Below are 19,639 nucleotides of genomic sequence, written 5' to 3' on the forward strand. Positions count from 1 at the left end.
GAGACCCATGTCGCGCCTTCCCACCCCGCTCACCCTGGCCGACACCGACCGCCAGGCCCGCGCCCGCCGCCGTCGGCGCCGCGGCGAGTCCGCCACCGCCTGGGTCTTCGTGGCACCGTCGATCGCGGTCATCCTCGGTCTCGGCGTCCTGCCCATCATCTGGTCGCTGCTGCTGTCCTTCCAGGCCGACGACCTGGTCACACCCAGCCGCTGGGTGGGCCTGGCCAACTACCGCGCGCTGCGGCAGGACCCGCACTTCAGCCAGGCGGTGCGCAACACCCTGGAGTACACCGCGCTGTACGTCCCGCTGAGCATGCTGCTCGGGCTGGCGCTGGCGCTCGCGCTCAACCGCCGGATCCGGCTGGTCGGCCTGTACCGGACGCTGATCTTCGTGCCGTTCGTCATCTCGGCCACCGCGCAGGGCGTGCTGTTCTCCTTCATCCTCGACCCGCAGTTCGGGGCGGCCAACTCCGTCCTGCACGCGATCGGCGTCTCCCCGCAGGGCTTCCTCACCGATCCCGGCCAGGCGCTGCTGGTGCTGGTGGCGATCTCGCTGTGGAGCGGCACCGGCTTCTGCGTCGTGGTCTATCTGGCCGCGCTGCAGGACGTGCCGTCGTCGCTGATCGAGGCCGCCCGGCTGGACGGCGCCGGGCGGTGGCACCTGCTGCGGCACGTGGTGCTGCCGACGCTCACCCCGGTCAACGTCTTCCTGCTGCTGTGGCAGATCATCAACTCGCTCCAGGTCTTCGACCTCGTGTACGTGACCACCAAGGGCGGCCCGCTCGGCTCCACCACCGTGATCGTCTACTTCATCTGGGAGCAGGCGTTCCAGAACTTCACCGCCGGATACGGGGCCGCCGCCGCGTACGTGCTGGCGCTGGTCCTGCTCGTGGCCGCCGCCGGGGTACGGGCACTGCGCCGCCGCGAACCCGCGCCGGCCGAACCGGCCGAACCGGCCCCCCGCGTGTCCGCACCCCGCGAGCCCGTACGCCTCGAAGGAGCCGCACGATGACCATGACGTCCACGCTGCCCGAGGCCGCCCGCGGATCCGCGGCAACGCCCGCCGCCCCGCGCCCCGTACGGCGGCTGCCGTTCAGCGGCTGGCACCTGCTGCTCGCCCCGCTGGCGCTGCTCTTCGCGGTGCCGCTGATCTGGCTGCTGCTCAGCTCGGTGATGAGCAACGCGGAGATCAACCGCTTCCCGCCCGCGCTGTGGCCCTCACGGATCGACCTGGGCGGCTACCGCTATGTGCTGGGCAACGCGATGTTCCCGCGCTGGTTCGCCAACTCGCTGATCGTGTCGGTGGCGGCGGTGGTCTCCAACCTGGTGTTCGGCGCGCTGGGCGGCTACGCCTTCGCCCGGATGCGGTTCGCCGGTTCGCGGACGCTGCTGGTGCTGATGCTGGCCACCATGGCGATCCCGTTCCAGCTCACGATGATCCCCACCTTCCTGGTGATGAAGCGGCTCGGGCTGATCGACTCGCTGGGGGCACTGATCGTGCCGTCGCTGGTGACGCCCTTCGCGGTCTTCCTGCTGCGGCAGTTCTTCCTGTCGCTGCCCCGCGAGCTGGAGGAGGCGGCCTGGATCGACGGCTGCTCACGGCTGCGGGTGCTGGTCCTCATCGTGCTGCCGCTGTCGCGGCCCGCGCTGAGCACGGTCGCGGTGCTGACCTTCCTCAGCACCTGGAACGACCTGACCTGGCCGCTGATCGCCATCAACCACGACACCCACTACACGCTGCAGCTCGGACTGACCACGTTCCAGGGGCAGCACCACACCCAGTGGTCCGCGGTGATGGCGGGCAACGTGATCACCGTGCTGCCGGTGCTGCTGGCCTTCCTGGCCGCGCAGAAGTCCTTCATCCAGTCCATCACCTCCAGCGGCCTCAAGGGTTGAGCACATGCACCCCGTACCGCCACCCGCACCTGACCGCACACAGGAAGCACTCTGATGCCCCACACGTACGACCTGCTCGTCATCGGTGACGCCAACCCGGACGTCGTCCTCGGGCCGCTGGACGGCCCGCTGGAGTTCGGGCAGCGCGAACAGCTCGTGGCCACCGGTCTGCTCACGCTGGGCGGCTCGGCCGCGATCATGGCGTGCGGCGCCGCCCGGCTGGGGCTGAGGGTCGCGCTGGCCGGCCGGATCGGTGACGACGGCACCGGGCGCTACGTCCGCTCCGCGCTGGAGGAGCGCGGTGTCGACACCTCCGCCCTGCGCCTCGACCCCGAGCTGGCGACGCCGCTGACCACCGTGCTCACCCGCGGCGACGACCGCGCGATCCTCACCGCCCCCGGCACCCTCGCCGCCACCGGACCCGACGACGTGCCGAAGGAGCTGCTACGGGACAGCCGCCATGTGCACGCCGCCTCGTACTTCCTGATGCCCGCGCTGGCCGCCGCGCTGCCCGAGCTGTTCCGCACCGCGCGCGAGCACGGCGCCCGCACCTCGCTCGACACCAACGACGACCCCGCGGGGCGGTGGGACCCGGCCGGGATGGCCGAGGTGCTGGCCGTCACCGACATCCTGCTGCCCAACGCGCGGGAGGCGTGCGCGCTGGCCGGTACCGCGGCACCGGAGGCGGCCGCCGCCGCGCTCGCCGCCCGCGGACCACTGGTGGTGGTGAAGAACGGCGCCGACGGCGCGCTCGCCCATGACGGCACCGCACTGCTGCGGACGCCCGCGGTCCCGGTGCTGCCGGTCGACACCGTGGGCGCGGGCGACAGCTTCGACGCCGGGTTCGTCGCCGCCACCCTGGCGGGCCTGCCCACCGCCGCGGCCCTCGAACTGGCCGCCGCCTGCGGCGCGCTGTCCACCCGGGCGCACGGCGGCACGCCCGCCCAGCCGACCTGGGACGAGGCGGCCGCCGCGACCACCAGCTACCAGGAGAACCAGTGACGACCACCACGAAGATCGCGTTCATCGGCGCCGGGAGCGTCGTCTTCACCCAGGGGCTGCTGGCGGACCTGTTCGCCTTCCCCGAGCTGAAGGACGCGCACATCGCGCTGCACGACATCGACCCGGAGCGGCTGGCCACCGCGGAGGGCGCGGCCCGGCACATCGCCGGGGTGCGCGGCGCCCGGCCGCGGATCACCGCGCACGCGGAGCGCCGCGCGGCCCTGGAGGGCGCCGACTTCGTCATCAACATCGTCCAGGTGGGCATGGGCGAGGCGACCCGTACCGACTTCGAGGTCCCGGCACGGTACGGGCTGCGCCAGACCATCGGCGACACCCTGGGCGTCGGCGGTGTCTTCCGCGCGCTGCGCACCTTCCCGGTGCTGGCCTCGCTCGGCGCCGACATCCGCGAGGTGTGCCCGGACGCCTGGCTGCTCAACTACACCAACCCGATGGCGATGAACGTCCAGTACCTCACCCAGGCCACCGGGCTGACCCGCGTGGTGGGCCTGTGCCACTCGGTGTACTGGACGATCCGCGACCTGTCGGAGCTGCTGCGGGTGCCGCACGAGGAGGTCACGTACCGCGCGGCGGGCGTGAACCACCAGGCGTGGGTGCTGCGCCTGGAGCACCACGGCGAGGACCTGTACCCGCGCCTGGACGCGCTGATCGCCGACGACGCGCAGTTGCGCCGCCGGGTGCGCGTCGACATGTACCGGCGTCTGGGCTACTACCCGACCGAGACCAGCGAGCACTCGGCGGAGTACGTCCCCTGGTATCTGCACCACGACGGCGAGATCGACCGGCTGCGGCTGCCGGTGGGCGCGTACCTCGGCATCGTCGAGGAGAACACGGCGGAGTACGAGCGGACCCGGGCGGCGCTGGCGGGCGGGACGCCGCTGCCCGTCGAGGGCACGATGGAGTACGCGCCGCAGATCATCCACAGCGTCACGACGGGCACGCCGCGCACGGTGTACGGCAACGTGCCCAACCACGGGCTGATCGACAACCTGCCCGCGACCGGCACCGTCGAGGTGCCGTGCCTGGTCGACGGCACCGGCGTCCAGCCGACCCGCGCGGGCGCCCTCCCGCCGCAGTGCGCCGCCCTCAACCGCACCTACCTGAGCATGAACGACCTGGTGGTCAGGGCCGCCCTGGACGACGAGCCGCGGCACATCCGGCAGGCCCTGATGACCGACCCGGCGACCGCCGCCGCGCTGCCCGTGGAGCGGATCTGGGAGTTGTGCGACGACATGGTGAAGGCCCACTCGACGGCCCTGCAGCCGGGGTTGCGCGAGGTGCTCGGGGCGTGAGGGACTGCTGTGGAGCGGGTGGTCCGATGCGGGGAGGCTCGATGCGGGGCGACTCGAAGCGGGGCGGCTTTTATGCAGGGAGGTCTGCATGCCTGAGGTGACGCTGGCGCTCGTCGGGGCGGGACTGCGCGGCCAGATGTACGCGCGGCACGCGCACGCGGCGGGTACGGGGCGGGTGACCGCGGTGGCGGAGCCCGACCCGGCGCGCAGGGCCGCCGCCGCGGCCGAGTTCGGCGTGGCGCCGGACCGGGTGTACGCCGGCTGGGCGGAGCTGGCCGCGGCGGGGCGGATCGCCGACGCCGCGATCGTCGCCACCCAGGACCGGCAGCACAGGGACCCGGCGGTGCGCCTGGCCGACCTGGGCTACCACCTGCTGCTGGAGAAGCCGATGGCGACCGACGAGGCCGACGCGTCGGCCATCGCCGAGGCGGCCCAGCGCAACGGGATCATGCTGGCCGTCTGCCATGTGCTGCGGTACACGCCGTACACCCTGGCGGTGAAGAAGCTGCTGGACGAAGGGCGGATCGGCAGACTGGTCAGCGCCCACCACCTGGAACCCGTCGGCTGGTGGCACCACGCCCACGCCTTCGTGCGCGGGCACTGGCGGCGCGAGGACACCTCGGCGCCGATGCTGCTGACCAAGTCCTGCCACGACATCGACTGGCTGGTCCATCTCTTCGGCGCGATCCCCGCCCGGGTCAGCTCCTTCGGCAGCCGCACCCACTTCCGCTCCGAGGAGCGCCCCGAGGGGGCGGCGGACCGGTGTGTCGACTGCCCGCTGGAACCCGGCTGCGCCTACTCGGCCAAACGGCTGTACCTGGGCTGCCTCGGCGACCCGGGCGCCGAGTTCTGGCCGCTGTCGGCGGTCACCGGGGACCACACCGAGGCCGGGGTGCTGGAGGCGCTGCGGACGGGGCCCTACGGGCGCTGCGTCTACGACTGCGACAACGACGTGGTGGACCACCAGGTGGTCTCCATGGAGTTCGCCGACGGCGCGACCTGCGCGTTCACCATGAGCGCCTTCACCCCGATGGAGCACCGCAGAACCTGGCTGATGGGCACCGACGGCTCGATCGACGGCGACGGGAACACCCTGCGGTACGTCGACTTCCGCACCGGCGAGCAGCGGACGATCGACCCGATGGCCGAGGGCGGCCCGTCGGCGGCGGGCGGCCACGGCGGTGGCGACACCGCGCTGACCAGGGCCTTCCTCACCGCCGTCGCCACCGGCGACGCCTCGCTCCTGCTCTCCGACGGCACCGAGAGCCTGGCCACGCATCGGGTGGTCTGGGCGGCCGAGCGGGCCAGGACCACCGGCCAGGTGGTCACCCTGGCGCCCGACGGCTCCTAGGGCTCCCGGTCCGGGTCGAGGTCCTGATCCGGGTCCGAGTCCTGGTCCCGATCTCGGTCCGGGTCCTCGTCCGTGCCCCGGTCCCGCCGCTCCCGGCGGGACCGGCGGTGCTCGATCAGCAGCGGCACGAACGAGCCGACGACGATCAGCGCGACCACCGGCAGCAGATAGCGCTCCACGTGCGGGACGGCGGCGCCGAGCGCGTATCCGGCGAGCACCAGGCTCTGCGACCAGGCGAGCGCGCCGATGACCTGCCAGAAGGTGAAGACGCGTACGGGAACGCCCAGGGCCCCGGCGGCCGGGCTGAGCACGCTGCGCACCAGGGGGACGAACCGGCCGATCACGATCGCCTTGCCGTAGCCGTACCGGGCCAGCATCTCCTCCGCGCGGGCGAGCCCCTTCTCCAGCCGCGGGTTGTCGGTGCGTGCCAGGAAGGCCGCCCCGCCGTGCCGCCCGATCAGGAAGCCGACCTGGGCCCCGGCGATCGCGCCGACCGCGGCGCACACCATCACCTGCCACAGCGTCAGATGCGGACCCGGCCGGTCGCCGCCGGCGCAGAGCACCCCGGCGGGGAAGAGCAGGGTGTCGCCGGGCAGGAAGAAGCCGAAGACCAGCAGCCCGGACTCGGCGAAGGTCACCAGAAGCACCCCGAGCGCGCCGAACGCGGCCAGCACCGAGGCACTGTCCGTCGGGTTGACCGCCAGTGTCGTCAAGTGCGGGCCTCCTCACCCGCCAGTGTCGCCCAGTGCCGCGCGACACCGCGATCGGTCCCGCCGGTGACCGACCCCGGCACCGTCCTCGCCGAGGGGCCGGAACCCCGGGAGGTTCCGGCCCCGGCGGGGCGGGTCAGCGCGCGAAGGCGTAGTCCAGCAGCTTCTTCGCGTCCGCCGTACGGGTGGCCTCCGACGTCGACGCCAGGACCGTGCCGATGACGGTCCTGCTGCCGCGGGTGGCGGCGAAGACCAGGCAGTACTTGGCCTCCGGGCCGGAGCCGGTCTTGACGCCGATCGCGCCCGGGTAGGTGCCGAGCAGGTTGTCGGTGTTGGTCCACGACATGTAGCGGTAGCCGCCGCTCTTCGTGACGACCTTCTGCCGGGTCGACCGCGTCTTCACGACCGTGCGGAAGGTCGTGTACTTCATCGCGTTGCTCGCGAGCCTTGTCAGGTCCCGCGGTGTGGAGTAGTTGGCGTTGTTGCCGATGCCGTCGAACGAGTCGAAGTGGGTGTTCCGCAGGCCCAGGCTCCTGGCGGTGGTGTTCATCTGGCCGATGAAGGACGCCACCCGCGCGGCCCTGGTGCTGCCTTTGCCGTAGGTGTCGGCGAGCGCGTAGGCCGCGTCGCAGCCCGACGGCAGCATCAGCCCGTAGAGCAGCTGGCCGACGGTGACCTTGTCGCCCACGATCAGATGGGCCGACGAGGCGTTCTTGGCCACGATGTAGTCGCTGTACGCCTTCTGGATGGTGACCTTGGTGTTCAGGTTGAGCCGCTGCTGCGCGAGCACCACCCTGGCCGTCATGATCTTGGTGGTGGAGCCCGTGGAACGACGGGTGTCCGCCGCCTTGGCGAACAGGGCGGTGCCCGTGCCGTTGTTCATCACGAAGCCGCCCTTGGCGACGATCGTGGGGGGTGCGGGCGAGGCGGCCTGGGCCGGGACGGCGAACGCCCCGGCGGACAGGACCGCTCCCGCGGTGACGGCGACCGCGGTCGTGCGGCGGATTCCATGGCTGACGGTCTTCACGCTAAGGGTCTTCACAGTGACATCTCCAAGTGCCCCGAGTCTGCGGCCGGATGATCAAGCCGCTCGCTCGTCAGACGCCTGGCGGGGGCGGACGGATGCGCCCCGGGCGAGGAATTCACCCGTGCGCATCCGCCCGCGCGGCCCCGTTCACTCCGTCGGGGCGATCTCCAGCAACAGGTCCCCGGCCTCGACCTGCTGCACGCGGCCGATGGCCAGCCGCCGTACGGTGCCGGAGCGCTGCGCGGTGATCGACGCCTCCATCTTCATGGCCTCGATGGTCGCCACGGTCTGCCCCGCGCTCACCGTCGCGCCCTCGTCCACCTGGAGGGTGACCACGCCCGCGAAGGGCGCCGCGACCTGGCGGTCGTCGCCGCGGTCGGCCTTCTCCGCCGCCTTCACCTCGGTGGCGATCGAGGTGTCGCGCACCGAGACCGGGCGGAGCTGCCCGTTGAGGGTGGTGACCACCGTGCGGAAGCCGCGCTCGTCGGCGTCGGAGACGGCCTCCAGCTCGATCAGCAGCGTGACGCCGGGCTCGATGGTGACCGCGTGCTCGGTCTCCGGCTCCAGGCCGTACAGGAAGTCCTTGGTGGAGAGCACCGAGGTGTCGCCGTACGTCTCGCGGTGGGACTCGAAGATCTTCGTCGGGCCGGGGAAGAGCAGCCGGTTGAGGGTGGCCCGGGGGGTGTCGTGCAGTCCCTTGCGGTCCTCGTCCGACAGCGCGGGCGGCTCGGCCTGCGGCGGGCGGCCCTCCAGCGCCCGGGTGCGGAACGGCTCGGGCCAGCCGGCGGCCGGTGCGCCCAGCTCACCGCGCAGGAAGCCGATCACCGAGTCCGGTACGTCGTACCTGCCCGGCTCCGCCTCGAAGTCCGCCGCGGCGACGCCCGCGCCGACCAGGTGCAGCGCGAGGTCACCGACGACCTTCGACGACGGCGTCACCTTCACCGGCCTGCCCAGCATCCGGTCGGCCGCCGCGTAGCAGTCCTCGATCAGCTCGAACCGGTCGCCCAGGCCCAGTGCGATGGCCTGCTGGCGGAGGTTGGAGAGCTGGCCGCCGGGGATCTCGTGGTGGTAGACGCGGCCGGTCGGCGAGGCGAGCCCGGACTCGAACGGCGCGTAGACCTTCCGTACCGCCTCCCAGTACGGCTCCAGCGAGTCGACCGCCGCCAGCGACAGGCCGGTGGCCCGCTCGGTGTGGTCGGTCGCCGCCACCAGCGCCGACAGCGACGGCTGGCTGGTGGTGCCCGCCATCGAGGCGACGGCGGCGTCCACCGCGTCGGCGCCCGCGTCGATCGCGGCGATGAGGGTGGCGAGCTGGCCGCCCGCGGTGTCGTGGGTGTGGACGTGCACCGGCAGGTCGAACCGCTCGCGCAGCGCGGTCACCAGGGTGCGCGCGGCGGGCGGGCGCAGCAGCCCCGCCATGTCCTTGACGGCCAGCACATGCGCGCCCGCCTCGACGATCTGCTCGGCCAGCCGCAGGTAGTAGTCGAGGGTGTAGACGCTCTCCGCCGGGTTCGACAGGTCCGCGGTGTAGCAGAGCGCGACCTCGGCGAGCGCGGTGCCGGTGGCGCGTACCGCGTCGATCGCCGGGCGCATCTGCGAGACGTCGTTGAGGGCGTCGAAGATCCGGAAGATGTCCATGCCGGTGGCCGCGGCCTCGGCCACGAACGCGTCGGTCACCTCGGTCGGATACGGCGTGTAGCCCACGGTGTTGCGGCCGCGCAGCAGCATCTGGGTGCAGATGTTGGGCACCGCCTCGCGCAGCGCGGCGAGCCGCTCCCAGGGGTCCTCGGCCAGGAAGCGCAGCGCCACGTCGTAGGTGGCGCCGCCCCAGCACTCCAGGCTCAGCAGCTCCGGCGCGGTGCGTGCCACGTGCGGGGCGACGGCCAGCAGGTCCAGGGTGCGCACCCGGGTGGCGAGCAGCGACTGGTGCGCGTCGCGGAAGGTGGTGTCGGTGACGGCCACTCCGGGCGCCCGCCGCAGGTCCGCGGCGAACGCCTCGGGGCCCAGCTCGGCAAGCCGCTGCCGGGAGCCGGGCGCGGGCGGCACCGTGAGGTCGGTGCCGGGCAGCTTGTCGACCGGCTCGATGACCTGCGGCCTGGGGCCGTGCGGCCCGTTGACGGTGGTCTCGGCGAGGTAGCCGAGGATACGGCTGCCGCGGTCGGCGGACGGGCGGCTGCGCATCAGCTGCGGGCGCTCGTCGATGAAGCTGGTGGTGACCCGGCCCGCCTGGAAGTCGGCGTCGTCGAGCACCGCGCCGAGGAAGGGCAGGTTGGTGGAGACTCCGCGGATCCGGAACTCGGCGATCGCCCGGCGGGCGCGCCGCGCGGCGGTGGAGAAGTCCCGTCCGTGGCAGGTCAGTTTGACCAGCATCGAGTCGAAGTGCGCGGAGACCGTGGCGCCGGTGTGCACGGTGCCGCCGTCGAGGCGCACGCCGGGGCCGCCGGGCGAGCGGTAGGCGGAGATGGTGCCGGTGTCGGGCCGGAAGCCGTTGGCGGGGTCCTCGGTGGTGATCCGGCACTGCATGGCGACACCGGAGAGCGCGATGTCGTCCTGGGTGAGCTGGAGTTCGGGCAGGGTGGCGCCGGCCGCGATCCGCAACTGGGCGATCACCAGGTCCTGTCCGGTGACCTGCTCGGTGACGGTGTGCTCCACCTGGATACGCGGGTTCATCTCGATGAACACGTGCTCGCCGCGCTCGTCGACCAGGAACTCCACGGTCCCGGCGTTCACGTACCCGATGTGCCGGGCGAACGCGACGGCGTCCGCGCACATCCGGTCGCGCAGCTCGGGGTCGAGGTGCGGGGCGGGCGCGATCTCGACCACCTTCTGGTGGCGGCGCTGCACCGAGCAGTCCCGCTCGTAGAGGTGGACGACGTTGCCCGCGCCGTCGGCGAGGATCTGCACCTCGATGTGGCGCGGGTTGATGACGGCCTGTTCGAGGAACATGGTGGGGTCGCCGAACGCGGACTGCGCCTCGCGCATCGCCGCCTCGATCGCCTCGCGCAGCTCCCCGGGCGCCGACACCCGGCGCATGCCGCGCCCGCCGCCGCCGGAGACCGCCTTGACGAAGACCGGGAAGCCGATCTCGTCGGCGGCCGCGACCAGTTCGTCCACGTCGGTGGACGGCGCGGAGGAGCGCAGTACGGGGATGCCGGCCTCGCGGGCCGCCGCGACCGCGCGCGCCTTGTTCCCGGTCAGCACCAGTACGGGCAGCGGCGGCCCGACGAAGGTGATCCCGGCCTCCTCGCAGGCCCCGGCGAGGTCCGGGTTCTCCGACAGGAAGCCGTAGCCCGGGTAGACGGCGTCGGCGCCCGCCTTCCTGGCGGCCTTGATCACCTCGTCGACCGACAGATAGGCCCGGACCGGGTGGCCGGGTTCGCCGATCCGGTACGACTCGTCCGCCTTCGCGCGATGCAGCGAGTTTCGGTCTTCGTGGGGGAAGACCGCGACGGTCGAGACACCCAGTTCGAAGGCGGCGCGGAACGCCCGGATCGCGATCTCGCCACGGTTGGCGACCAGCACCTTGCCGAACATCAAGCTCCCTCGTCCGTCATGTCGTCATCGCTGCCGCACTGGCGGTGGAGGCGCGTCGCCCCGTCGGCAGACTAGCGGGGACGGTCCGCCGCGGCCCGTCCATCGGCGGCTGTCCCACGCGTCGTCGCCGCGGGTCGCGGCGTCCCGCCGTACATCCGTTTTCCCGGCGGCGGTCGGACCGCATATCCGTTCCGCATACCCAGGTCGGGCAGGACAACCACTGTGATCATGATCACGGTGAGGGGGTGTGATCCACTCGCCGACAGCACATCCGCCCAGGTTCCGCAGGCTTTATGGCTGGGATTTCACCCGTGCGTGGTCCGCCCACTGACATCGATTCCCGCTCCCCGCGCATCCCGCGATACTGTCCATGCTGCGACACGCACGGCCAGCAACTCACCTGACGTGCAAGGCCGTTGGACCCCCAGGCATGGGTGCGCGACGGTTCTGCGGGAGCACCGAACTTCCCGGAGCAGATGGTCCGAGCCGCTTACGCGCGTGGCGCACGATTACTAGTGTGACGATTGCTGTCAGCCGGTCACCCCCCTGTGTTGAGGACATCGATGCCCACACTCTCCCCCCCGACATCCCGTTCCGACCGCTCGGACGGGGCACGTCATGTCAGGCGCGCAGGGCGCGGCGGCCGGCGCAGTTCCCCGCCCGCCGGTTCGGACCTGCAGCGCCTCGTGGTGCTGCCGGGGGCGCTCGTCGCGCTCCTCGGCGCCGGGACCGTGGCCTGGCTGCTGGCCGCCGATCCGTCGAAGTCGCTGCGGACCGGGGTACTCGCCGGGGTGCTGGTCGCCGCGGCGCTGATACTCCTCGCCGGTGCCGCCGCCGCCCGCTCGGCCGACCGCAGGATCGGCCAGGCGGTGTGGGACGTCACCGGCGCCGCCTCCCAGGGCGACGACCAACTGCGCCGCATCGTGGAGGAGTTGCGGGCGGGGCGGACGCCCATGGCGCCCGCGCCGCTGCCGGTGCCGCGCGGCGACGTGGGCCGACTCGGGCCGCTGATGGCCCAGTTGGAGCACTCCCAGGCCACCGCCTACACGGCGATCACCGAGGCCGCCTCGCTGCCGACCGCGCCGTCCGGGGCCGCCGCCCTGCAGCTCGCCGTGCTCGCCAACCTGGCCCGCAGGCTCCAGTCACTGGTGCACCTCGGCATCAAGAACCTCGACGAGCTGGAGCAGCAGGTCGAGGACCCGGATCTGCTGCGCGGCCTGTTCGAACTCGACCACCTGGTCACCCGGATCCGCCGCTACGTGGAGAACGTGGCCGTGCTCGGCGGCGAGGTCACCCGGCGGCAGTGGCGCAAGCCCGTCCCGCTGGCCTCGGTCATCCGGTCGGCCATCGCCGAGGTCGAAAAGTACTCGCGGGTCAAGCCTGTCCCGCCGATCGACGGCGAGATCGAGGGCGCGGCCGTGGCCGACGTCATCCACCTGCTCGCCGAACTCATCGAGAACGCCACCGCGTTCTCCCCTCCCGGCACCAACGTGGTGCTGCGCACCCAGCGGGTCACCGCGGGTCTGGTGATCGAGGTCGAGGACCGCGGTCTCGGCCAGGGCCCGGAGGAGGAGGCGCTGCGCAACGCGGTGCTCGACCGGCCGGAGAGCGTGGAGCTGGCCGCGCTGCTCAAGGACGGCCGCGTCGGTCTGTACGTGGTCGCGGTGCTCGCCCGGCAGCACAAGATCCGGGTGGAGCTGCGGCGCAACATCTTCGGCGGCGTCACCAGCCTGGTGCTGCTGCCGCTCACCGTGCTCAGCGACCCGTCGAAGGCGGCCGCCGCGGCTCCGGCGGCGTCCGCCCCCGCGGCGGAGGTACGGCAGCCGGTCCGCGCCTCCGTGCACACCCCGGCGGCCGACCCGTCGGGACTGCCGCGGCGTACTCCCGCGTCGGTGGCCCAGGGGCAGCAGCAGCCCGTCGGCCGTGACGCGGCCCGCCCGGCGCCGACCCAGCACGACCAGTCCCCCGCGTACCCCACGGCCTCCGACCCGATGAGCCGCCAGGCGGAGCGCCCGGCGCCGGTTCGGCAGCCCGTGCAGCAGGCGCCCGTACAGCACGCCCCGGCGCACCAGGCCCCGGTCCCCCAGCAGGCCGCCCACCAGCCGCCCGCCCCGCAGGCTCCGGCGCACCAGGGCTCCGCGCACCCGGCCCCGCGGCAGCCGCAGGCCGCCCGGCCGATGCCGCTGCCCGCCCAGGCACAGCACGGGCAGACGCAGCACGGCCAGACCCCGCACACCCACGCCCAGCACGGGCAGACGCAGCACACCCAGGGGTCGGTGCCCGTACCGCCGATGGGCCCCGGTCCTTCGACGAACTCCGTGCAGGGCATGACGCCCAGTGGCCCGCGTCCGCCGCTGCCGCAGCGCACCCAGCAGGCGCGGCTGGCCCCGCAGCTCCAACTGCCGGTGCAGCCGCAGTCCGCGGGCCACGCCGACCACGCGGACTACGGGGGCCAGGAGTTCTCCCCCACCCTTGCCAACCCCGCCCTGATGGCCGCATACCGCCGCGGGGTCCGTGCCGCCGAGGAACAGACCGACCGGTCCGACGGCTGAGCCGTCCGCACCCGTCTCGCCCGCCCCTGATCTCGGTCACCCCCTAGTAGGAGTTCCATCCATGGAGAGCGACAACACGTCGAGCAGCGATCTGAGCTGGCTGCTGACCAACCTCGTAGAAGGAGTGCCGCACACCCGAGCCGCCGTCCTGCTGTCCTCCGACGGCATCAAGCGGGCCGTGCACGGCCTGGACACCGACGGTGCCGACCATCTGTCGGCGGTGGCCTCCGGGTTGTGGTCCATCGTCCGCAGCGCGGGCAAGCACTTCGGCCGGGGGCCCGGCGCCCGGCAGGTGGTCGCCGAACTGGACGGCGCGCTGCTGTTCGTGTCCGCGGCGGGCATGGGCAGTGTGCTGGCCGTCCTGGCCGGGCCGGAGACCGATCCCGGGGTGCTCGGGTTCGAGATGAACCGGATGATCCAGCAGGTCACGTCCAATCTCGCGACTCCCGCCCGCAACGCGGCGTCGGCGGCGCAATGAGCGGAGCGGCTGGACAGGAGCAGGGCAGGCTGGACGCGGACGCGGACCGGCTGATTCGTCCGTACACGATCAGCAACGGCCGTACCAAACCGAGCGTGGCCCTGGACCTGCTGTCCATGGTCCGTGCCACCGGCCGCCGGCCGCGGGTGGATCTGGAGCCTGAGCACGCTCAGGCCCTGGACCTGAGCCGTGCGCCGCGGACGGTGGCCGAGATCGGGGCGCATCTGCGCCTGCCGGTGGCCGTAGCGAAGATCGTGTTGTCCGATCTGATCGATCAAGGGGCCGTGGTCGCCCGCCCACCCGACCCGATAGCCGACCTGGCGGATCGGGACGTTCTCCAGAGAGTGATCGATGGCTTACACAAACGACTTGGATGACCTCTACCCGAAACCACTGAAGATCCTGGTGGCGGGTGGCTTCGGCGTCGGCAAGACCACCTTCGTGGGCACGGCCAGCGAGATCGAGCCGCTGAACACCGAGGAGACGGTCACCGTCGCGAGTGTGGCCACCGACCATCTCGACGGTGTGCACAACAAGACCACCACCACCGTGGCCATGGACTTCGGCCGGATCACCCTGGACGACCAGTACATCCTCTATCTCTTCGGCACTCCCGGCCAGGACCGCTTCTGGTTCATGTGGGACGAGTTGTCGAACGGGGCGCTGGGCGCGGTCGTGCTCGCCGACACCCGCCGGCTGGTGGACTGCTTCGACGCCGTGGACTTCTTCGAGAGCCGCGGCATCCGGTTCCTCATCGCGGTCAACGAGTTCGACGACGCGTACAGCTACTACCCCGAGGAGGTGCGCGCGGCGCTCGCCCTCGGCCCCCATGTGCCGGTCGTCATGTGCGACGCCCGGCAGGGCAGTTCGTCCACCCGCGTGCTGATCGACCTCGTCACCCACCTGCTGCACGCCACCTCCGTGGCGCAGCCCGCACTCTGACCGGGAGAAGAGATGACCTTCGATCCCAGCGACCGCCTGGTCGCCCCCGAAGTGGACACCGACGCCGAGCTGCTGCGTACCCAGCGGCTGCGCGCGATGGGCATCGACGACCGCCCGCTGCCCGAACTCGACGAGATCGCCGCCCGGTTGCGGGAGATGACCGGCGCCTCGTACGCGATGGTCAACTTCGTCATCGACGGCAGGCAGTACTTCGCCGGGCTGTCCAGCACCTCCGGCCCGCAGACGCTCTCCACCGGCACGGCGCCGGGCCGGGAGATGGAGCTCGACCAGGGGTTCTGCCCGCACGTGGTCGACCGCGGTACGGCGCTGCCGCTGGCCGACGTCTGCGCCTACCCGCGGTTCGCCGGGAACCGGGTGGTCGACGAACTGGGCATCCGCACCTACCTCGGCGCCCCGCTGAAGGACCCCTCCACGGGCGTGACGCTGGGCACCGTCTGCGTGATCGACACCGAGCCGATCCCGTGGAAGAAGACCGACGTGGAGAACATCAAGGCGGTCGCCGAGCAGGTCACCACCCTGCTGAAGCGACGCGAGGACGGCCTCGTATGACGACGGCCGTGCTCGGCCCCCGGGCGGATGATCTCCGCCCGGGGGCCGCGGGGTCCTCGGGTGCGGACCGCTGACAGCGGCCGTACGCGCGGCGGTCCGCGCTCAGCCGAGCAGCGCGTCCATCTTGGCGACGTCGCCGAGCCGTTGGGACCACTGCCCCTTGCTCATGCCCAGCGCGACCTCGCCGAGCCGCAGGAGCTGCACGTCGGACGTCCCGGCGGGGGCGAAGATGTGGTGGGCGTCGCGCAGGTACCGCTCCACCGGGCGGTCGGTGAACAGCCCGCTGGCGGCGTGGATCTCCATCGCGGCGCGTGCGGAGTCCAGCGCGTACTCGACGTTGACCAGCTTGGCGTTCATCAGCTCCGCGTCGCACGGGATGCCCTCGTCGAGCAGGTGCGCGGCGTGGTAGGCGGCCAGCCGCGCGGTCATCAGCCGCGACTGCATCTGACCGAGTTTCAGCTTGACCGAGTCGACGGCGTACAACGGCTTGCCGTAGCGCTGGCGTTCGGCGCAGAAGGCGGCGGTCTCCTCGACCAGCGCGCGATGGATGCCGAGCGCGACGGCGGTGAGGTTCGGGCGGCCGTAGAGCACGCTCGACGAGTACGCCACGGCCAGTCCGTCGCCCTCGTCGCCGAGCAGATTGCTCGCCGGGACACGGCAGTTGTCGAAGATCAGCTCGCCGAAGCTGAAGCCGTGCAGCCCCATCGCGGGCTGGTGGACGCCCAGCGAGAAGCCGGGGCGGTTGGACTCCACGAGGAAGGCCGACAGGCCCTGCGAGCCGGCGCCGGTGCGGACCACCACACCGTGCAGGTCGCCGACATGGCTGTTGCCGACGAAGACCTTGCGGCCGTTGATGACGTAGTCGTCGCCGTCACGGGTGGCGGTGGCGGCCATACCGAGCACATGCCCGCCGGAGCCGGCCTCGGTCACCGCGATCGTCGGCAGGCAGTCCCCCGCGGCGATCCGCGGCAGCCAGCGCTGCTTCTGCTCGTCGGTCCCGAAGTGGATGATCTTCGCCACGCCGAGCTGGGACGCCTGGGCCATCGCGCCCATCGCGCCGCTCACCCGCGAGAGTTCCTCGATGATGATCGTCTTGGCGAGATGGCCGAGACCCATCCCCTCGAATTTCCTCGATATCGTGACGCCGATCCACCGCTGTCGTGCGATATATCGAGACAGGCCGTGCTGAACCGAACGTGACGATTCCATTTCCGCGATACGCGGCCGGATCTCGTCCTCGGCGAACACACGTACGTCCTCACGTAGGCGTTCGTGCTCCTTGGTCGTGAAGTAGCCGCTCAACTGATCCTCCGTCAAAATCGCCTACCTGCACGGGCCTTGCCTGTCAACAGTCACCTCTCGGCTTCCCCCGCCCTGAACAGATCGACAGGATCATCGTGAATATTCGGCCCGCTCATTTCAAGATCCACTAACGAATTGGCTGGATCTGGACCCGCGGACGGACATTGAGCCAGCGACGGAACGGTCATACGCCGACAAGCCGGGCGCGGTGATCGTTCTGAAAACGCTTACGGACTCCCAAGCGGCCAACCGACGGTCATATGCCATGCACCTTCGGTCACAAACCGATCATTGGTACCCGACCACCGGATAGCGGTGCCGGATCGTCGGGACATTGACCGACTTATCCCTTCCCGCGGCATTTATTTCCTCAACGGAATCACTTGGAAAACCAGTGGTGCCCCTGTAACACTCTGTGTCCTGACGGGTTGTGGCGAACCGTGGGGCCCGGTGCGCGCCGGGTCGGAGGGTGGCGCCCGGCCGCGTCCGTCGACACGCGATGGAGGACCGACACGGATGCACCCCGAACCGACGGATGACGTGCGCCCGCCTCTGGCATCCCTGGCGTCCCTGGCTTCCCCCGCGGCACACCACCGCGAGCTGGAGACGGCCGTCGCACTCTATTCGGCGGTGACCACCCGCGGCAGTTCCACGGTCTCCGAGACGAACCGCTACGCCGACCTGGACGAGACCCACGCGGCCGACGGCTGGCGCATCCTGCACGACCTCGGTCTGGTGCGGATCGTCCTGGGCCGGGTCGAGGCCGTCCATCCCGACGCCGCACTGACGGTGGTGATGGACGAGTACATGCGGAACGCCGCCGCCCAGTCGCAGAACGCCCGCGCCCTCAACGAGCGGGCGCAGGCGCTGCTGACGGTCTTCCGCCCCGCCGTGGGCAGGCTGCAGGAGCGCGTGGTGGTGGAGACCTACGCCGACCGGGAGGGCCGCGACAGCGCGCTGCTCGACCTGCACACCGCGGTCCGGCACACCGCCGACTCGCTGCACCCCGGGCCGATGCCGTCCGACATGGCCGTCCTGGAGCGGTCGTTGGAGATGGACGCGGTGATGGTGCGGCGCGGGGTGCGCACCCGCGCGGTGTACCCGCGCTCGCTGCTGGAGTCGCCCAAGTACACCAAGTACCTGCACGACCTGTGCGATGTCGGCGTCTCGGTACGGCTGGTCGACCACGCGCCGCACGACCTGCTCATCTTCGACACCCACACGGTCTTCCTGCCCGGCGACCCCGAGAACCGCTCCAAGACGATGATCATCGTGCGCGGTTCGGTGCTGGTGAAGTCGTACGTGGCCATCTTCCAGGACCTCTGGCTGCACGGGACGTCGCCGCTGACGGCGACGCCCGCCCGTACCGGCGGCTCCGAACAGGGCGACCAGGAGCGGGCGATCGTGAAGCTGCTGAGCAACGGCTACAGCGACGAGCGGATCGCCCGGCGGCTGGGCATCGCGCGGCGCACCGTGCAGCGGGCGGTGACCAAGCTGATGGAGCGGATGGACGTCTCCAGCCGCTTCGAACTCGGCTTCAAGCTGGCGCGGGAGACCGACCCGGCGGATCTGTGAGCGGGCACGACGTGAGAGCGGGGAAGAGCGCGGTGCGCAACCGTCAGGCGATGCAGACGCTGCTGGCCAGGGCCAGGACGCGGGTGGAGCCCGCCGAGTTCGGCCTGGCCCCGCGCAGCGATCCGCGCGGCCGCAGGGTGGCGGGCCTGACCCACCAGCACATGACGATCCTGCTGGGCTGGGCCGAGCACAAGTACGGCTACGTGGAGCGCGGCCGGCTGGTCCAGATCGACGTGGAGCTCCTGGAGCCGATCGCGCGCATCCTGCACCTGTCGGAGCACGAGTGGGAGGCGCTGGTGCTCTACGCGACGGGCGCGCCCCCGGCGTTCCCGCTGGACCCGCGGCGGGGCAACGCGGTACCCCGCCCGTGGGAGCGCGCACTGCGCGGCATCAGCGACATGGCGTACATCAACGACGTGGCGTGGGACGTGGTGGCGTACAACTCGGCCTTCACCCGGCTGTTCAAGCGCCGCCAGGTGCCCGCCAACACGATGCGCTGGATGCTGCTGCACCCGGAGGCCCGGGTGACCCTCATGGACTGGCGGGCGAGCTGGCTGCCGCTGCTGGTACCGCAGTTGCGCACCGCGGTGCTGGCGAACCCGCACAACCGCACGCTGGCCCGGCTGCAGGCCGACGTGCGGCGCGACCCGGAGGCCGGGCCCGCCTACGCGTCGGCGACCACCGAGTACCTGCAGCCGCGGGCCGAGGGCGCCCGGCCCCTGCTGCACGACGAACTCGGCCCCGGCTGGGCCACGATGTGCGCGGGCCAGCCCTTCGGGGTGCCCGGCGGCCGCCTGATGATCGTGCTGTTCGACCGCGAGGAGCGGCCCGCGCTCGAACCCCCGATGTACGCGCCCGCCGGTGGCCCGGCCGACCCGCGTGGCCCATATGTGACATCTCCGTAACTGGACAGGACGGTGCGCCCGGTGGGCGGCCGAACGACGTGCACATGACGAATGTGCAGGTCAGCGGCCTTGCGCACGGAGCCCGCACCCACCGCCGCTGACCTGGGAGTCAGTGCGTCCATGCAGGTCAGAGGCGGTTCAACGGCCTGGTTGACAGTGCCGCCGATGTCGGCCGACGATCGTGGCGCACGACCTCGCACCAACTACGTGCCGACCGCGCAGCATCCGTGTCGGCCGCACCGGGGGAGAAGTCATGGGGCAGCGGACGGACCGCGAGGAGCCGCCGCCGCTCCATGACTCCCGGATATGGACCACCCGCACACCACCGGCGAGCGGACGCGTCCGCCGCGTTCCCCCGCCGGTCTCCTCCCCAGAGCACGACCCCCGTCGTCGAGTTCTCACCATTCCACCGAATCCGGAGATCTCCATGACTTCAGCGCCCACCGCCGTCATCGCCCGCGAGACCGTCCCCGCCACGGACGGCT

16 protein-coding genes are annotated in these 19,639 nt (G+C 71.7%); 12 read left to right on the top strand and 4 right to left on the bottom strand.

Features of this window, described 5'->3' with window-relative positions; all coding sequences use genetic code 11:
- Positions 1–7: 7 nt before the first annotated feature.
- From AB0M29_RS16295 to AB0M29_RS16315, 5 genes are all read left to right on the top strand, one after another.
- On the top strand, positions 8–1,012 hold the full coding sequence (locus AB0M29_RS16295; RefSeq protein ID WP_365382988.1) for a sugar ABC transporter permease: 1,005 nt from the start codon (positions 8–10) through the stop codon (positions 1,010–1,012).
- Positions 1,009–1,896, top strand: a complete 888-nt coding sequence (locus AB0M29_RS16300) for a carbohydrate ABC transporter permease (RefSeq protein ID WP_365382990.1) — start codon at positions 1,009–1,011, stop codon at positions 1,894–1,896. Before AB0M29_RS16295 ends, AB0M29_RS16300 begins: the two co-directional genes overlap by 4 nt.
- Positions 1,897–1,950: 54 nt before the next feature.
- Entirely contained in the window at positions 1,951–2,898 is a 948-nt protein-coding gene (locus AB0M29_RS16305) for a carbohydrate kinase family protein (protein ID WP_365382992.1), read from the top strand.
- Positions 2,895–4,208, top strand: a complete 1,314-nt coding sequence (locus AB0M29_RS16310) for an alpha-glucosidase/alpha-galactosidase (protein WP_365382993.1) — start codon at positions 2,895–2,897, stop codon at positions 4,206–4,208. The genes AB0M29_RS16305 and AB0M29_RS16310 overlap by 4 nt, the downstream gene beginning before the upstream one ends.
- 88 nt (positions 4,209–4,296) lie before the next feature.
- Positions 4,297–5,559 carry a Gfo/Idh/MocA family oxidoreductase gene (locus AB0M29_RS16315; protein ID WP_365382995.1) on the top strand — a complete coding sequence of 421 codons (1,263 nt, stop codon included), beginning with the start codon at positions 4,297–4,299 and terminating at the stop codon, positions 5,557–5,559.
- Here AB0M29_RS16315 and AB0M29_RS16320 read toward each other — a convergent pair.
- From AB0M29_RS16320 to AB0M29_RS16330, 3 genes are all read right to left on the bottom strand, one after another.
- The gene (locus tag AB0M29_RS16320; protein ID WP_365382997.1) at positions 5,556–6,272 is read right to left on the bottom strand and encodes a DedA family protein; all 717 of its coding nucleotides are present in this window, start codon (positions 6,270–6,272) and stop codon (positions 5,556–5,558) included. The genes AB0M29_RS16315 and AB0M29_RS16320 overlap by 4 nt on opposite strands.
- A gap of 133 nt (positions 6,273–6,405) precedes the next feature.
- Complete coding sequence (locus AB0M29_RS16325; RefSeq protein ID WP_365383114.1) at positions 6,406–7,296, bottom strand: D-alanyl-D-alanine carboxypeptidase; 891 nt, start codon at positions 7,294–7,296, stop codon at positions 6,406–6,408.
- A gap of 147 nt (positions 7,297–7,443) precedes the next feature.
- Entirely contained in the window at positions 7,444–10,830 is a 3,387-nt protein-coding gene (locus AB0M29_RS16330) for a pyruvate carboxylase (protein ID WP_365382999.1), read from the bottom strand.
- 563 nt (positions 10,831–11,393) lie between these two features.
- Here AB0M29_RS16330 and AB0M29_RS16335 point away from each other — a divergent pair.
- The 5 genes from AB0M29_RS16335 (at position 11,394) to AB0M29_RS16355 (ending at position 15,372) form a co-directional block, all read left to right on the top strand.
- On the top strand, positions 11,394–13,382 hold the full coding sequence (locus AB0M29_RS16335; RefSeq protein ID WP_365383001.1) for an ATP-binding protein: 1,989 nt from the start codon (positions 11,394–11,396) through the stop codon (positions 13,380–13,382).
- Positions 13,383–13,443: 61 nt separating this feature from the next.
- The gene (locus AB0M29_RS16340; protein ID WP_365383003.1) at positions 13,444–13,860 is read left to right on the top strand and encodes a roadblock/LC7 domain-containing protein; all 417 of its coding nucleotides are present in this window, start codon (positions 13,444–13,446) and stop codon (positions 13,858–13,860) included.
- The gene (locus tag AB0M29_RS16345; protein ID WP_365383005.1) at positions 13,857–14,237 is read left to right on the top strand and encodes a DUF742 domain-containing protein; all 381 of its coding nucleotides are present in this window, start codon (positions 13,857–13,859) and stop codon (positions 14,235–14,237) included. Before AB0M29_RS16340 ends, AB0M29_RS16345 begins: the two co-directional genes overlap by 4 nt.
- Positions 14,212–14,802 carry an ATP/GTP-binding protein gene (locus tag AB0M29_RS16350; protein ID WP_365383007.1) on the top strand — a complete coding sequence of 197 codons (591 nt, stop codon included), beginning with the start codon at positions 14,212–14,214 and terminating at the stop codon, positions 14,800–14,802. Before AB0M29_RS16345 ends, AB0M29_RS16350 begins: the two co-directional genes overlap by 26 nt.
- A 12-nt stretch (positions 14,803–14,814) precedes the next feature.
- Positions 14,815–15,372, top strand: coding sequence for a GAF domain-containing protein (locus tag AB0M29_RS16355; protein WP_365383008.1), 558 nt, complete (start codon positions 14,815–14,817; stop codon positions 15,370–15,372).
- 102 nt (positions 15,373–15,474) lie between these two features.
- Here the strand turns inward: AB0M29_RS16355 and AB0M29_RS16360 are convergent, their stop codons facing one another.
- Positions 15,475–16,674, bottom strand: a complete 1,200-nt coding sequence (locus AB0M29_RS16360) for an acyl-CoA dehydrogenase family protein (RefSeq protein WP_365383010.1) — start codon at positions 16,672–16,674, stop codon at positions 15,475–15,477.
- 630 nt (positions 16,675–17,304) lie between these two features.
- Here AB0M29_RS16360 and AB0M29_RS16365 point away from each other — a divergent pair.
- Both AB0M29_RS16365 and AB0M29_RS16370 read left to right on the top strand, forming a co-directional pair.
- A complete protein-coding gene (locus AB0M29_RS16365; protein ID WP_365383011.1) occupies positions 17,305–18,249 on the top strand; it encodes a helix-turn-helix transcriptional regulator in 945 nt (314 codons plus the stop codon).
- A 32-nt stretch (positions 18,250–18,281) separates the two neighbouring features.
- Positions 18,282–19,154: an XRE family transcriptional regulator gene (locus AB0M29_RS16370; RefSeq protein WP_365383012.1), complete on the top strand. Its 873-nt coding sequence runs from the start codon at positions 18,282–18,284 to the stop codon at positions 19,152–19,154.
- Positions 19,155–19,639: the final 485 nt, after the last annotated feature.

This window comes from Streptomyces sp. NPDC051976 (genome assembly GCF_040680795.1).
GTDB lineage: Bacteria > Actinomycetota > Actinomycetes > Streptomycetales > Streptomycetaceae > Actinacidiphila.

Coding starts and splice junctions, on each gene's coding strand:
- AB0M29_RS16345 (WP_365383005.1), top strand. CDS start 13,857: ATGAGCGGAGCGGCTGGACAGGAGCAGGGCAGGCTGGACGCGGACGCG.
- AB0M29_RS16315 (WP_365382995.1), top strand. CDS start 4,297: ATGCCTGAGGTGACGCTGGCGCTCGTCGGGGCGGGACTGCGCGGCCAG.
- AB0M29_RS16355 (WP_365383008.1), top strand. CDS start 14,815: ATGACCTTCGATCCCAGCGACCGCCTGGTCGCCCCCGAAGTGGACACC.
- AB0M29_RS16335 (WP_365383001.1), top strand. CDS start 11,394: ATGCCCACACTCTCCCCCCCGACATCCCGTTCCGACCGCTCGGACGGG.
- AB0M29_RS16330 (WP_365382999.1), bottom strand. CDS start 10,830: ATGTTCGGCAAGGTGCTGGTCGCCAACCGTGGCGAGATCGCGATCCGG.
- AB0M29_RS16340 (WP_365383003.1), top strand. CDS start 13,444: ATGGAGAGCGACAACACGTCGAGCAGCGATCTGAGCTGGCTGCTGACC.
- AB0M29_RS16295 (WP_365382988.1), top strand. CDS start 8: ATGTCGCGCCTTCCCACCCCGCTCACCCTGGCCGACACCGACCGCCAG.
- AB0M29_RS16300 (WP_365382990.1), top strand. CDS start 1,009: ATGACCATGACGTCCACGCTGCCCGAGGCCGCCCGCGGATCCGCGGCA.
- AB0M29_RS16305 (WP_365382992.1), top strand. CDS start 1,951: ATGCCCCACACGTACGACCTGCTCGTCATCGGTGACGCCAACCCGGAC.
- AB0M29_RS16350 (WP_365383007.1), top strand. CDS start 14,212: ATGGCTTACACAAACGACTTGGATGACCTCTACCCGAAACCACTGAAG.